The sequence below is a fragment of the Roseibium suaedae genome, from assembly GCF_900142725.1.
In the GTDB taxonomy this organism is placed as follows: Bacteria; Pseudomonadota; Alphaproteobacteria; order Rhizobiales; family Stappiaceae; genus Roseibium; species Roseibium suaedae.
Genome location: NZ_FRBW01000004.1, coordinates 86869 through 99824, shown reverse-complemented (window position 1 = coordinate 99824; position 12956 = coordinate 86869). Strand labels below are relative to the sequence as shown.

At 61.1% G+C, this 12956-nt stretch carries 13 protein-coding genes; 7 read left to right on the top strand and 6 right to left on the bottom strand.

Annotation, left to right across the window (positions count from 1 at the left end; genetic code table 11):
• Nucleotides 1-11: 11 nt before the first annotated feature.
• Genes BUA94_RS16825 through coaA form a run of 5 tightly spaced genes read left to right on the top strand, consistent with a single transcriptional unit; the run spans nucleotide 12 to nucleotide 3260 of the window.
• Entirely contained in the window at nucleotides 12-299 is a 288-nt protein-coding gene (locus BUA94_RS16825; protein WP_073014513.1) for a DUF1330 domain-containing protein, read from the top strand.
• Nucleotides 300-358: 59 nt separating this feature from the next.
• Complete coding sequence (hisA, locus tag BUA94_RS16820) at nucleotides 359-1102, top strand: 1-(5-phosphoribosyl)-5-[(5-phosphoribosylamino)methylideneamino]imidazole-4-carboxamide isomerase (RefSeq protein WP_073014512.1); 744 nt, start codon at nucleotides 359-361, stop codon at nucleotides 1100-1102.
• Between the two features lies 1 nt (nucleotide 1103).
• Entirely contained in the window at nucleotides 1104-1880 is a 777-nt protein-coding gene (hisF, locus tag BUA94_RS16815) for an imidazole glycerol phosphate synthase subunit HisF (RefSeq protein WP_073014511.1), read from the top strand.
• A gap of 42 nt (nucleotides 1881-1922) precedes the next feature.
• Complete coding sequence (locus BUA94_RS16810; protein ID WP_073014510.1) at nucleotides 1923-2246, top strand: phosphoribosyl-ATP diphosphatase; 324 nt, start codon at nucleotides 1923-1925, stop codon at nucleotides 2244-2246.
• A 36-nt stretch (nucleotides 2247-2282) separates the two neighbouring features.
• Nucleotides 2283-3260 (top strand): type I pantothenate kinase, encoded by a 978-nt coding sequence (gene coaA, locus BUA94_RS16805; protein WP_073014509.1) that lies wholly within the window; start codon nucleotides 2283-2285, stop codon nucleotides 3258-3260.
• 59 nt (nucleotides 3261-3319) lie between these two features.
• Here coaA and BUA94_RS16800 read toward each other — a convergent pair whose 3' ends face one another.
• From BUA94_RS16800 to BUA94_RS16785, 4 genes are all read right to left on the bottom strand, one after another.
• Nucleotides 3320-5008 (bottom strand): methyl-accepting chemotaxis protein, encoded by a 1689-nt coding sequence (locus BUA94_RS16800; RefSeq protein ID WP_073014508.1) that lies wholly within the window; start codon nucleotides 5006-5008, stop codon nucleotides 3320-3322.
• Between the two features lie 327 nt (nucleotides 5009-5335).
• Nucleotides 5336-7204, bottom strand: a complete 1869-nt coding sequence (locus BUA94_RS16795) for a VHL beta domain-containing protein (RefSeq protein WP_073014507.1) — start codon at nucleotides 7202-7204, stop codon at nucleotides 5336-5338.
• A 173-nt stretch (nucleotides 7205-7377) separates the two neighbouring features.
• On the bottom strand, nucleotides 7378-7935 hold the full coding sequence (locus BUA94_RS16790) for an ActR/PrrA/RegA family redox response regulator transcription factor (RefSeq protein ID WP_073014506.1): 558 nt from the start codon (nucleotides 7933-7935) through the stop codon (nucleotides 7378-7380).
• A gap of 81 nt (nucleotides 7936-8016) precedes the next feature.
• On the bottom strand, nucleotides 8017-9354 hold the full coding sequence (locus tag BUA94_RS16785; protein ID WP_073014505.1) for an ActS/PrrB/RegB family redox-sensitive histidine kinase: 1338 nt from the start codon (nucleotides 9352-9354) through the stop codon (nucleotides 8017-8019).
• Nucleotides 9355-9534: 180 nt separating this feature from the next.
• Here BUA94_RS16785 and secB point away from each other — a divergent pair, with 180 nt between their 5' ends.
• Complete coding sequence (gene secB / locus BUA94_RS16780; RefSeq protein ID WP_073014504.1) at nucleotides 9535-10017, top strand: protein-export chaperone SecB; 483 nt, start codon at nucleotides 9535-9537, stop codon at nucleotides 10015-10017.
• A gap of 57 nt (nucleotides 10018-10074) precedes the next feature.
• Here secB and BUA94_RS16775 read toward each other — a convergent pair whose 3' ends face one another.
• Together BUA94_RS16775 and hrcA are read right to left on the bottom strand one after the other, a co-directional pair.
• The gene (locus tag BUA94_RS16775; protein ID WP_073014503.1) at nucleotides 10075-10884 is read right to left on the bottom strand and encodes a HesA/MoeB/ThiF family protein; all 810 of its coding nucleotides are present in this window, start codon (nucleotides 10882-10884) and stop codon (nucleotides 10075-10077) included.
• A 94-nt stretch (nucleotides 10885-10978) separates the two neighbouring features.
• On the bottom strand, nucleotides 10979-12076 hold the full coding sequence (hrcA, locus tag BUA94_RS16770; protein ID WP_073014502.1) for a heat-inducible transcriptional repressor HrcA: 1098 nt from the start codon (nucleotides 12074-12076) through the stop codon (nucleotides 10979-10981).
• A 166-nt stretch (nucleotides 12077-12242) separates the two neighbouring features.
• Here hrcA and rph point away from each other — a divergent pair, with 166 nt between their 5' ends.
• Nucleotides 12243-12956: a ribonuclease PH gene (gene rph / locus BUA94_RS16765; RefSeq protein WP_073014501.1), complete on the top strand. Its 714-nt coding sequence runs from the start codon at nucleotides 12243-12245 to the stop codon at nucleotides 12954-12956.

Genomic DNA, 12956 nt, shown 5'->3' with positions numbered 1-12956 from the left:
AGGAGACCAGCATGGCCAAGGGCTATTGGATCGCCAATGTCGCTGTAAAGAACCCGGAGATCTATCCGGACTATGTGGCGGCCGCCAAGGTTGCGTTCGAAAAGTACGACGCGCATTTCCTGGCCCGCGGCGGGGAGTTCGAGATCGCGGAAGGCACCGGCGGAAACCGCCATGTCGTGATCGAATTCGCGTCCAAGCAGCAGGCGCTGGACTGCTATCATTCGCCTGAGTACCAGGTTGCCGCCAAGATCCGGCAGACCTGCGCTGACGGCAGCATTGTTATCGTAGAAGGCATCTGACCCCGCCTTCGCCCGAAAGATGCCTGGCATGATCTCTTGCCGGGACAAGGACTTCTTTGATGACCATTCTCTTCCCCGCCATCGACCTGAAAGACGGCCAATGCGTTCGCCTCAAGCTGGGCGACATGGACCAGGCAACCGTCTTCAACGATAACCCCGGCGCCCAGGCGAAAGCCTTTGAGGATCAGGGTTTCGAATGGCTGCATGTGGTGGATCTCAATGGCGCCTTCGCCGGCGAGAGTGTGAATGGGGCGGCGGTGGATGCCATCCTGGCCTCGACGAAGAACCCGGTTCAGCTCGGAGGTGGTATCCGCACGCTGGAGCATATCGAGACCTGGCTCTCCAAGGGCATTTCCCGGGTGATCCTCGGAACGGTCGCCGTCCGCGATCCGGCCCTCGTCAAGGAAGCCTGCAAGCGCTTCCCGGGTAAGGTTGCCGTGGGCATCGACGCCAAGGGCGGCTATGTGGCGGTCGAAGGCTGGGCCGAGACCTCCGAACTGACGGCTGTCGCGCTGGCCCGCCAGTTTGAAGACGCGGGTGTTTCCGCGATCATCTACACGGATATCGACCGGGATGGCGTGTTGAAGGGGCTCAACATCCCCTCCACCCTGGAGCTGGCCCATGCGGTGTCCATTCCGGTCATCGCTTCGGGCGGTCTTGCCTCCATCGAGGACGTGAAGCGTCTTCTGGAGCCGGATTGCGTCATTCTGGAAGGTGCGATTTCGGGCCGGGCGCTCTATGATGGCCGCCTTGATCCGAAGGAAGCCATGGACCTCATCCGCGCGGCGCGCAAGGAAGGCTGAGATGCTCAAAGCCCGTGTCATTCCCTGCCTCGATGTCAAGGACGGCCGCGTCGTCAAAGGCGTCAACTTCGTTGATCTCGTGGATGCCGGTGATCCGGTGGAAGCGGCCAAGGCCTATGATGCTGCAGGCGCCGACGAGCTCTGTTTTCTCGATATCACCGCAAGCCATGAAGGCCGCGACACGATCTATGACGTGGTGCGCCGGACGGCGGAAGCCTGTTTCATGCCGGTGACCGTTGGCGGTGGTGTTCGTACGGTCGAAGATATCCGCAAGCTGCTGATTGCCGGTGCGGACAAGGTCTCGATCAACACGGCAGCGGTGACCAACCCGGATTTCGTGCGCGAAGCGGCGGAAAAGTTCGGGGCCCAGTGCATCGTAGTCTCCATTGATGCCAAGCAGGTCAACGCGCCGGGTGAGCCGGAGAAGTTCGAAATCTTCACCCACGGCGGGCGCAATGCAACCGGCATCGATGCGGTGGAATTTGCGAAAAAGGTCGTGGCGCTGGGCGCTGGCGAGCTGCTCGTGACCTCCATGGACCGGGACGGTACCAAGTCCGGCTATAACATCGCCCTGACCCGCGCCATCGCCGATGCGGTGCCGGTGCCGGTCATTGCCTCTGGTGGTGTCGGCAACCTGGATCATATGGTCGAGGGGATTCGGGATGGCCACGCGACCGCTGTTCTGGCTGCGTCGATCTTCCATTTCGGCGAATACACGATCCACGAGGCCAAGGCGCACATGCAGGCTGCTGGCGTCGCCATGCGCATGGACACTTGATCCGCTGAGGCGGAGCTGCCCCCATGGGGAAGGGCTAGACCAATGACGAATTTTACACTTGCCGATTTGGACCGCATTATCGCCGCGCGTGCCGTGAGTGATGACGAGAAGTCCTATACGCGCAAGCTCGTGGGCAAGGGCGTTGCCAAATGCGCCCAGAAGCTGGGAGAAGAAGCGGTCGAGGCTGCCATTGCGGCGGTCCGGGAAGATCGGGAGGAGTTGACGGCTGAGGCCGCCGATCTGCTTTATCACCTGCTGGTGGTGCTCAATGTCTCCGGAGTGAACCTCCAGGATGTCATGGCGGAACTGGCAAGACGGACTGGTCAGACCGGTCTTGAGGAAAAGGCCTCAAGACCTCACGACTAGCCACCGATCGTCTCGCAGCGAGGACTGCAACGCGATATGGATCAGACTATCAATACAATCGGCAAGACGATGGGAGAGATGGATCTCTCCCCTTACCGGGTTTTCACCGAGCGTGAATGGGCCCGGCTCCGTGCAGATACGCCCATGACGCTGAGCGCCGCAGAAGTGTCGCAGCTTCAGGGCCTGAATGCTCCGGTTTCGATCGAGCAGGTCGAGACGATCTATCTGCCGCTTTCCCGCCTTCTGTCTTTCTATGCGGAAGCGACCGTGGGGCTGCACACCGCCACGCAGAACTTCCTCGGTACCCATGACGGCAAGACCCCCTACATTATCGGGGTGGCCGGATCGGTGTCGGTTGGCAAGTCGACCACCTCCCGCGTGCTGCGTGAGCTTCTGGCCCGCTGGCCGGCGAGCCCCAAGGTGGATCTGATCACCACGGACGGGTTCCTATATCCGAACGCGGTTCTGGAAGCTCAGGGGCTGATGTCGAAGAAGGGCTTTCCCGAAAGCTTCGATAGAACGACACTTCTGAAGTTCCTGTCTGACATCAAGGCGGGCAAGCGGCATGTCCGGGCGCCGGTCTATTCCCACTTCTATTATGACGTGATGCCCGGCCACACGGTGACGGTCGACAAACCGGATATCCTGATCGTCGAAGGACTGAACGTGCTTCAGACCCGTGAGCTGCCCAAGGATGGCCGAGCGGTGCCCTTCGTCTCGGATTTCTTCGATTTCTCGGTCTATATCGACGCCGAGGAAGGCCTGCTGCTCGACTGGTATGTGGAGCGCTTCATGCGGCTTCGCGAGACCGCCTTCCGCGATCCCGGCTCCTACTTCCACAAGTACTCACGCATCACCGACGAGGAAGCGGTCGCGACGGCCCACAAGATCTGGAGCGAGATCAACCTTGTCAATCTCAGGGAAAACATCCTGCCGACCCGGCCTAGGGCGGATCTGATCCTGACCAAGGATGCCAGCCACCAGATTTCCAAGGTCGCGCTTCGCAAGATCTGAATATGAAAAGACCGCCCCCTGCTCTTGGCACGGGGCGGTCTTTCGCATTTCAATCCGGATTACGCAGCCGACTGGGTGCGCACATTCCGGAGGAACTGGGCGACCGTCTGCTTCAGAGAGTTCGCGTTGGTTTCCAACTCGCGAGCAGAGCCATCCACCATCTGAGCATTTTCACGGGTCATTTCTGCCGCGCTGGCAACGCTCTCGATGCTTGTGGTCACCTCGACCGTGCTGCGGGAAGCTTCCGTCGCATTGATCGCGATTTCCTGCGTGGCCGTGCCCTGCTCTTCAACCGCTGAGGAGATCGACCGGGCAATGTCGTTCATCTCGTTGATGATCTCGGTTACGGAGGAGATGGCCTTTGCCGCCTGTTCCGTCTCGCCCTGAATGGCGGAGATCTGGCTGGAGATTTCCTCTGTCGCCTTGGAAGTCTGGTTGGCCAGTTCCTTGACCTCTGCGGCCACAACGGCGAAGCCCTTGCCGGCCTCACCCGCGCGGGCCGCTTCGATCGTGGCGTTGAGAGCGAGAAGGTTGGTCTGCTCTGCGATTGCCTGAATCAGGGTCACCACTTCGCCGATCCGGCCTGCTGCTTCCGAGAGACCGTTCATGCGTTGTGTCGTGGAGTTCGCCTCGGCAGCAGCATTGGCCGCAATCTCCGAAGACGAATGAACCTGGCGGCGGATCTCGTTGACCGATGCAGACAGCTCTTCTGCAGCAGCGGCCACTGTCTCCACATTATGGGAAGCCTGGGCTGAGGCCTGAGAGACGAGGCCGCTCTGGTCGGTCGTCCTGCGCGCGCCATGGGTCATTTCCTCGGACGCGCCTTGCAGCTTGTGGACCGAGTCCTCGATGACATTCATCATCTCGCTGACGGTCTGGTCGAACTCTGCTGAAAGCCGCTGGATTTCCTCGCCGCGCCGGGCAGAAGCATGTTGTGAGGCGAGCTGCTCTTTTTCCAGTGCCTTGCGAGTGTTTTCGTTCTTCACGAAAACTTCCATCGCAGAGGCCATCTGACCGATCTCGTCACCCCGGTCCGCGCCCGTGATCGTGATGTCGCTGTTGCCCTGTGCCAGGCTGTTCATGTTGGTGGTGAGGGCATTGATCGGCTTGCTGATGCTGCGGATGACCCCGTAGGCTACTGCCGCTGCGGTCAGAATTCCGAAGGCGGAAACGCCGATCAGGATAAAGGCGCTGCGCCAGAAGGCCGCGACAAGATCATCCACATAGACGCCCGTACCGAAATACCAGCCCCAGGGGGTGAAAAGTTCGCTCCAGGAGTATTTGTCGTAATACTCGTCACCGGTCGGCTTCTTGGCCTGGTACTTGACGACTGCGCCACCTGTTTCGCCCGCCTTGATCAATTCACGAACGGTGTAGAAACCGGTCGGGTCCTTCACGTCCCAGCGGTTCGTGCCGATATAGTCAGCGCGCGGATGAACAAGCATGTCGCCGTTCTTGCCGTAGATGAAGATGTAGCCATCACCCGGGAAGGCAATCGAAGCGATGGCCTCTCCTGCACGCGCCTTTGCCTCTTCTTCGCTGAACTCTCCTGCCTTTTGTCTGGCGTGGAATTTCTCAGCGATTGCGATGGCGGACTTGTCGATGTTCTGGATGCTCAACAGCCGCTCGTTGAGCATGCCATTGTAAAGGGAGTTCATGCTCAGAAGAACAACGAGAACCGTGAATGCGAAAACGGTAATGGCTGGAATGGAGATTTTCCATGCGAGCGGAATGCCGTTGTATTTCATGAGATGAGCCTCGTGACCAAAATTATGGTCAAGAAACTCAGTCAGTTCGGTAAACTTTCCCTAAAGATTCAATCTATTCGAGTGTAGATTCGAGTATAGGCAGTAGTGCTTACCTAGCAGAAATCTCTATGAATTACGCCGATTAGGCAACCTTGAATTGTTTTAATATTATTCACACCCTTGATCAGGTTGCTTCCGCAGTGCCTGAAGGCAAAGACAAGCCTCAGGCGAACCTTCCGGCCTTTGGTCTCAGGTCCAGGTGATCCAGGCGTAGCAAAGCCGAGGCCGCGCCTTGGGGCGCGGGCCATTGGAACTTGGCAGTCGGCCTCAGCGCAGCGAGCAGAAGACGTCGCGGTCGCCCGGGCGGGACCAGACCGGTTCTGTGATCTGGCCGGTAAGGCGGGCGCCATTGCTGGCAAAATCCAGGCTGGAAGCGCTGTTCTGGCGGGCCAGCGTGTAGATGCCGCTGCCCATTTCGGCAACTTCCGCATTGCGGCCATCTGCCGAGAAGCTGACGCGCAGATCCACGCCGCCGGTGCACTGGTAGTCGACCACGCGGCCGGCAACCTGTCCGAGACCACCGCCCTGAGGCGCAAAGCCGCCCTGTTGGCCGCCGACATTGCCCGGAGGGATCGGGCCCGCCGGGAAGGCGTCTTGCTGAGGCTGACCAAAGCCACCCTGCTGCTGACCAAAGCCACCTTGCGGCTGGCCGAAGCCACCCTGCTGGTCGAACGAGGGTTGGCCCTGCGGGAACGAAGGCTGTGATCCGGAAACGGTGACTTCCCGGTATGGCGTGCGGCTTACATAGATACCGAGACACTGGCCGGTATTGCCGTCCCGCAAGGACCAGGCGTGGCTGACGAAGGTCTGCTGTTCTAGCAGCTGCCCCGGTTCAAGACGCGCATAGGACCGCTCGCCGCCGCCATAATCGATCCAGTTCACCTCGACCGGAGACTGGCTGTTGTTGCGGAAGACGATCTGGCCGGGCTGGTTGGCTTCCAGCGATTGAATGCGGCCAAGTTCGCCGCAGGAGACATCGCTTTCTGCAAGCGGGCCGGAGTTGCCCTCCCCGACAATGGTCTGGGCAGGCGCGCAGGTCGCCACAAACAGGCGGACCGGGTTGGCACTGCCCTTCAGGGATACCTTGTAGGGGGGCGTGCCGCCAACTTCGAAGGTCAGTTCGGACTGCTTGATCAGCGCCTCCCAGAGGGGATCGGTGACCGGCAGGACGACTTCCGGGAAAGATTGGCCGAAGGCGTTGTTCGAGCTTGAGCCGACAGCGTTGTAAACTGCCGAGAAATCGCCCGCGGAAATGCGGACGGTTTCGCTTACACCCTGAGCAGTGGTCGGCGATGCCTGGCTGAAGACGATGGTTGCCTGGCCGGATTGGGTGCCGCAGGCGGCAACGAAATCGCTGTTATTGGTGTTCGGAACGCTGTGCACGAGGGTGCTGCGGTCGCCTGGATTGCTGCCGGCTTCGATGGACCAGACCCGATCGGTGGATGGCATCAGGATGTAGCCGGACTGGCTGCCCTGGTTCACATCCGCTTGGCCCGGCTGTCCTGCCACTTCGGGCGTAATGCCGGGCGCATCGATCGGCGAGTCCATCCGCTCCAGCGGCGGCAGACCGCCATCGGTCTGGCTATCCGGCGACTGGTTCGGATCCTGTGTGGCAACCTCCGGCGTGTCGGCTCCGGTGTCGAACACCGGATCATTGTCCGCGGATGGTTGAGGCGTGACCGGCTGGCGTTCCGTCTTGGTTTCGGCGCGGGCCGGAACGGATGGGCGCGAGGACCCCTGGAGCGAGCCTGCCGTGTCCTGGATCACCCGGGCCGCACCTGGCTTGCCGTCCTGATCCACGTCTACGACCAGTGCCCCGCCGGCGCAAAGGTTGGCTGCGCGATAAAGAACGCGGCTGTTTTCAAGGGTCACTTCCAGCTCGGCATCACAGGCGGGCGGCGTGGTGGAACTGCCAAGGGTGTCGATGATTACACCGGCGTCATCCCGGCTGATGATCGGCTTGTACTTCTTGTTGACGCTCACCGAACGGATGCCGGGCTTTGGCGGCTCGACGTTGATCCGGATCGTTTCCGGCGGGGTTTGAGCCCATGCAATTCCACTCACGGCGGAGAGAAGCAGCGCACCGATGCTTGAGGCAAGGATCGGGCGGAACAGGCCGGAGGTCGGCAGGGTCATTGGCAAACTCCATAAGGCATGCCGGAAAAAGGGCACCAGTCTTGGCTGGATACTTAGTCAAAACAGGGGCAGGAGAGCAAGTTTGGAGAAGCCGGAAGCGGCGGAAATGGCTGGGAAAGCCCTTCCGCCTGCCGGCTGGACCCTGGTCTGGTTGAGAACGCCGTCTTCCCGCCTTAGCGGGGAGCGCGCTTTGCCAGAATCCGCTGCAGGGTCCGGCGATGCATGTTGAGACGGCGGGCCGTTTCCGACACGTTGCGTTCGCACAGCTCATAGACCCGCTGGATATGCTCCCAGCGCACCCGGTCGGCGGACATCGGGTTTTCCGGCGGTTCGGGACGGTCTTCCGGCTGGCGGCCCAGCGCCGCCACGATATCATCCGGATCCGCAGGCTTCGCCAGATAGTCGATGGCGCCGAGCTTCACTGCTGTTACGGCAGTGGCGATGTTGCCGTAGCCTGTCAGGATGATGGCTCGGGAATCCGGGCGTTTCTGGTGAATGGCTTCGATCACATCGAGACCGTTGCCGTCTTCCAGACGCATGTCGACCACGGCATAGGCAGGGGCATGCACGCCGATCTTGACGACAGCATCCTGCAACCCGTCTGCCGTTTCGACAGTGAAGCCGCGTTTTTCCATGGCGCGGGCCAGCCGTTGCTGAAAGGCCTTGTCGTCATCGACAATCAGCAAGCTCATGTCCTGGTTCGAAGCGGGATCCGGCAATACGTCAGTCATGTCTGGAGTCCGGTTTTCTTTTTCTACGCTGCATCTGCCGCGCCGGATGACTGGAAGTCAGCTTGCGGGGCGGCAATAGATTTAGGTCTTATGCAGGGAAATCTCCTGCCCGTCCACTTTGCTGGCGTGCTCTATTGCCGCACGGGGCCAGTTGACGCGAATGACCGCACCATGTTCAGGCGGTGGCCGGTTCTCGATGAAGAGCTTGGCGCCGGTGCGCTCCAGCAGGGTCTTGGCAATGAAGAAACCCAGGCCAAGACCGCCCGCTTCAGTGTTGCCGGACTTGGTGCCGCGCATGGTGACATAGGGGTCACCAATCTTGCTCAGGACGTCGAGAGCAAAGCCCGGACCGTCGTCGCGGATGGTCATGCTTACGGCTTTTTCATCCCAGACCGAGGTGATTTCGACCCTGGACTGGGCAAAGTCGACGGCATTTTCGACCAGATTGCCGAGACCGTAGCGGATGGCGGCATTTCTGGAACCCACAGGCTCTGCGCCTGTTCCGCTGGCCGAAATGCTGATCTCCACGCCGAACCCGCGATGAGGATCTGCGACCTCTTCCATCAGCTGGGTAATGGGCATGCGCTGGAAGGTGCGGTCCTCGTCACTCGACAGGCTGGTGAGTTGGCGCAGGATGTCCCGGCAGCGTTCCGCTTGAGCCCGGATCAGCACAACATCCTCGGCGCGCGGGTCATCCGGCTCGAACTCCGTTGCCAGCTCCTTGGAGGCAACGAATATGGTGGCGAGTGGTGTGCCGAGTTCATGGGCAGCTGCCGTTGCCAGACCATCGAGTGCACTCAGGTGCTGTTCCTTGGCAAGCACGAGCTCTGTTGCAGCAAGAGCGTCGGCCAGCTGGCGGGCTTCCTCGGAGACCCTGAAGGCGTAGACGGCCATGAAGGCAAGTGTGGAGACAAGGGCGATCCAGACGCCGACCGAATAGACCGGCGGCAGGCGGAATTCAGTTCCATCCGGCCAGGGCAGCGGCAGATGCAGCACGGCTACCAGCGTTGCACAGGCGGTTGCCAGTGCGCCGAGGGTGAAGGTGTTGCGGGCGGAAAGCGCCGTGGCAGAAACCATCACCGGCGCCATCAGCAGGAAGGCAAAGGGATTGCCGAGACCGCCGGTCAGGAACAATAGCCCGCTCATCTGCAGGATGTCGTAGCTCAGCTGAAGGGTTGCGGCCCGTTCGGTGATGCGCCGGGAGGCTGGAGAGCGGACTTTTAGAACGATGTTGACCCAGGCCGACAGGGCGACCAGGAAAAAGGCCGGGACGATCGGCATCGGGTAGCCAAGGCCGATATGCACCACCAGAAGGGCGGCGGTCTGTCCCCCGACGGCAAGCCATCTGAGGCGAACGAGCGTATCAAGCCGGAGCCGGTGGCGAAGGGGCGAGTTCACGAAGTCTGACGGGTCGATCATGACTTCTTTTGGAACCGTTTTGCGCCGCTGGCAAGGCGTTACCCTTGTGCCGGGCCTCCCTTAATGGTAGCCAGCGGCAGAGAAGATTGTACGGCGCATGCGGGCCGGCAACCGGGCGCGTTCCTCCACTGGGGGGAGGGGGCTTTTCAGACTACGCACCGCAAAACGGAATGAGACACGATGACCGATACCAATGACGCCGGCGCTCAGCCGCAGGCAGACGCGGCTCCGGCCGCTCCGGGCATGAACATCCTGGGTCAGTACATCAAGGACCTGTCGTTCGAAAACCCGAATTCGCCGCGTTCCCTGACCCAGGGTGAGCAGCCGAAGCTCGACATCAACGTGAACGTCACGGCTCAGCCGATGGGCGAAAACCAGTTTGAAGTCGTGATCAAGCTCGATGCCAAGGCGGCTCGTCCGGATCTCGTGATGTTCAACGTTGAACTGGTCTATGCTGGCCTGTTCCGCATCACCGGCGTTCCGCAGGAGCACATGCATCCGTTCGTGATGATCGAGTGTCCGCGCATGCTGTTCCCGTTCGCACGCAACATTCTGGCCGAAGCTACCCGCAACGGCGGTTTCCCGCCGCTACTGCTGGATCCGATCGATTTCGCCCAGCTGTACCGCCAGAACATCGCTCAGCAGCAGGCAAAGCCGAACTGAGCCGAAGGCGCAGATTTATGGAAAAGGCCGCGGAGCGATCCGCGGCCTTTTTCGTTTTCAGGCTTCTTCCAGCATCTCCGCCCAGGTCTTCGGAGCGTCACCGTTGAGCGGGTTCCTGGGAGAGCGCTTGTAGCGGATCGTTTCCATCCGGAATGCACGGGCATCGAACAGCATCAGGCGGCCGGTCAGCCCCTCGCCCGTTCCGGTGATTTCCTTGATCACTTCCATGGCCTGCATTGTGCCGATGATACCGGTGAGAGCACCCAGAACCCCGGCCTCGGCGCAAGTCGGCAGCACGCCATCGCGCGGCCGGTCCGGGAAAAGGCACCGGTAGGTCGGGTTCTGAACCCCTTCAGCGTTGGTCTCGAAAGGGCGTAACGTGGTGATAGAGCCGTCGAACCGCCCGACGGCGGCGGTCACCAGCGGCTTCTTCGCAAAGAAACAGGCATCGGAGACCAGATAGCGGGTGGCGAAATTGTCCGTGCCATCGACCACCAGATCATAGGCGGACACCAGCTGCATGACATTGTGGCCTCCAAGGCGCACCGGATGAGGTTCGACCACAACATTCGGGTTCAGCCGGGCGATGGCTTCAGCCGCACTTGCCACCTTCGGTTCGCCAAGCTGGTCCGTGTCGTGAATGACCTGGCGCTGGAGGTTGGAGAGACTGACCGTATCGTCATCCACCACACCCAGCGTTCCGACCCCGGCTGCAGCAAGATATTGCAGTACAGGAGCGCCAAGCCCCCCTGCCCCGACAACGAGAACCCGGGCGGCCTTCAGCTTCTGCTGGCCGGGCCCACCGATCTCCTGGAGGACGATGTGGCGGGCATAGCGTTCAAGTTCGGCGGGCGACAGAGATTGCATGGAAACTTCTGGTCCTGTTGAAGGTGTTCGTGCCGGCAGCAGCACTGCCCGCCGTCCGGACGCTGGGTCCGGCAATTGAGATTTACGGCCGGAACTAGCCGAGGATACGGCTCACCAGCTTGGCCGTGTAGTCGACCATGGGAATGACCCTGGCGTAGTTCAGCCGGGTAGGGCCGATGACACCGAGAACACCCACGATCCGCTGGTTGCTGTCCCTGTAAGGCGACACGACGAGCGAGGAGCCGGACAGGGAGAAGAGATTGTTCTCCGATCCGATGAAGATCCTGACACCATCGCCACGTTCCGCAAGGCCGAGAAGCTGGATCAGGTCGCGTTTGCTCTCCAGGTCATCGAACAGCAATCGGATGCGCTCCAGATCGCCCACGGCTTCCAGGTCGGTCAGGAGATTGGACCGGCCGCGCACGATCAGGGTGCCGCTGTCCGCCTGCCCGCCATTGCCCCAGACCGCGAGGCCTGCGTCGATCACCTTGCGGCTGAGCTGGTCCAGCTCCGACTGGCCTTCATTCTGAAGCCGCTCCAGTTCCTTGCGCACCTCGCTCAGGGTCCGGCCGCGGATATGGGCATTCAGGAAATTGCTTGCCTCTGTCAGCGCCGAGGTCGGCAGTCCGGGGGGGAGATCAAGCACACGGTTCTCGACAGCTCCGTCTTCTCCAACCAGGATCGCCAGGGCCTTCAGCGGCTCGATACGGACGAATTCCATGTGCTTCAGCCGCATGTCGGACTTGTGGGTCAGCACGACCCCTGCCCCCATGGACAGGCCGGACAGCATCTGGCTGGCTTCGGTCAGGACCTGTTCGGTCGAGCGCGATTGCTGTGCGGCGCGGACTTGCACCTCGATATTGCGGCGCTCTTCCTGGCTGAGGTCACCCACTTCCAGAAGCGCATCGATGAAAAACCGCAAGCCGATTTCGGTCGGCAGACGGCCGGCACTGGTATGGGGCGAATGCAGCAGCCCGATATGCTCCAGATCGGCCATGACATTGCGCACGGACGCCGGAGACAGGGACATGCCAAGCGTCCGCGACACGTTGCGCGAGCCGACCGGCTCACCGGTTTCCAGATAGGTTTCGACGATGGACCGGAAAATATCGCGGGACCGCTTGTCGAGATCACTCAGGCTCAAGAGTGCTTCCTTTCCTCTCCTGCATGCAGGCGACACAGATTTTATCATGATATAGGCGCAAAATCGGTCTTCTGCGCAAGCTGACCTTTGCGTCTTCTGCCCGCAAGGTCTACAAGGCCGCATGACACCCCGGCGAACCGGGGGACAGGCCTTTCAGGGATCCGCTCTGGACCGGCCTCAAGATTTCCGGCCATGAGCCAAAAAGGGAGCCAGCATGCGCCCGTCCAAACGCGCCGCCGACGAACTTCGCCCAGTCACCCTGGAACGGGCGATTTCCAAACATGCCGAAGGCTCCTGCCTGGTGAAATTCGGCGACACCCATGTCCTGTGCACCGCCAGCCTGGAAGAGCGGGTTCCGCCGTGGCTCCGTGGCCAGCAGCGTGGCTGGGTGACCGCTGAGTACGGCATGCTGCCGCGCGCGACGGGTGACCGCATGCGCCGCGAGGCAAGTGCCGGCAAGCAGTCTGGCCGCACCCAGGAAATCCAGCGTCTCATCGGCCGCTCCCTGCGGGCCGTGGTCGACCTGGAAGCGCTGGGCGAAAACCAGATCACCATCGACTGCGATGTCATCCAGGCCGATGGCGGCACCCGGACTGCATCGATCACCGGTGCATGGGTGGCTCTCCATGACTGTCTCGAGTGGATGAAGTCCCGCGACATGATCAAGAAGCCGGTGCTGAAGGATCACATTGCGGCCATCTCCTGCGGCATCTACAGCGGCACGCCGGTGCTCGACCTCGATTATGCCGAGGACAGCACGGCTGAAACCGACGCCAATTTCGTTCTGACCGGTTCCGGCGGCATCGTCGAGATCCAGGGCACGGCGGAAGGCGCTCCGTTCTCTGAAGAAGAGTTCGGGCAGCTGCTCGGTCTTGCCAAGGGCGGCATCAGCCGTCTGGTTGATCTGCAGAAGCTGGCCATTCTCTGA

Coding starts and splice junctions, on each gene's coding strand:
- BUA94_RS16825 (WP_073014513.1), top strand. CDS start 12: ATGGCCAAGGGCTATTGGATCGCCAATGTCGCTGTAAAGAACCCGGAG.
- hisA (WP_073014512.1), top strand. CDS start 359: ATGACCATTCTCTTCCCCGCCATCGACCTGAAAGACGGCCAATGCGTT.
- hisF (WP_073014511.1), top strand. CDS start 1,104: ATGCTCAAAGCCCGTGTCATTCCCTGCCTCGATGTCAAGGACGGCCGC.
- BUA94_RS16810 (WP_073014510.1), top strand. CDS start 1,923: ATGACGAATTTTACACTTGCCGATTTGGACCGCATTATCGCCGCGCGT.
- coaA (WP_073014509.1), top strand. CDS start 2,283: ATGGATCAGACTATCAATACAATCGGCAAGACGATGGGAGAGATGGAT.
- BUA94_RS16800 (WP_073014508.1), bottom strand. CDS start 5,008: ATGAAATACAACGGCATTCCGCTCGCATGGAAAATCTCCATTCCAGCC.
- BUA94_RS16795 (WP_073014507.1), bottom strand. CDS start 7,204: ATGACCCTGCCGACCTCCGGCCTGTTCCGCCCGATCCTTGCCTCAAGC.
- BUA94_RS16790 (WP_073014506.1), bottom strand. CDS start 7,935: ATGACTGACGTATTGCCGGATCCCGCTTCGAACCAGGACATGAGCTTG.
- BUA94_RS16785 (WP_073014505.1), bottom strand. CDS start 9,354: ATGATCGACCCGTCAGACTTCGTGAACTCGCCCCTTCGCCACCGGCTC.
- secB (WP_073014504.1), top strand. CDS start 9,535: ATGACCGATACCAATGACGCCGGCGCTCAGCCGCAGGCAGACGCGGCT.
- BUA94_RS16775 (WP_073014503.1), bottom strand. CDS start 10,884: ATGCAATCTCTGTCGCCCGCCGAACTTGAACGCTATGCCCGCCACATC.
- hrcA (WP_073014502.1), bottom strand. CDS start 12,076: ATGATAAAATCTGTGTCGCCTGCATGCAGGAGAGGAAAGGAAGCACTC.
- rph (WP_073014501.1), top strand. CDS start 12,243: ATGCGCCCGTCCAAACGCGCCGCCGACGAACTTCGCCCAGTCACCCTG.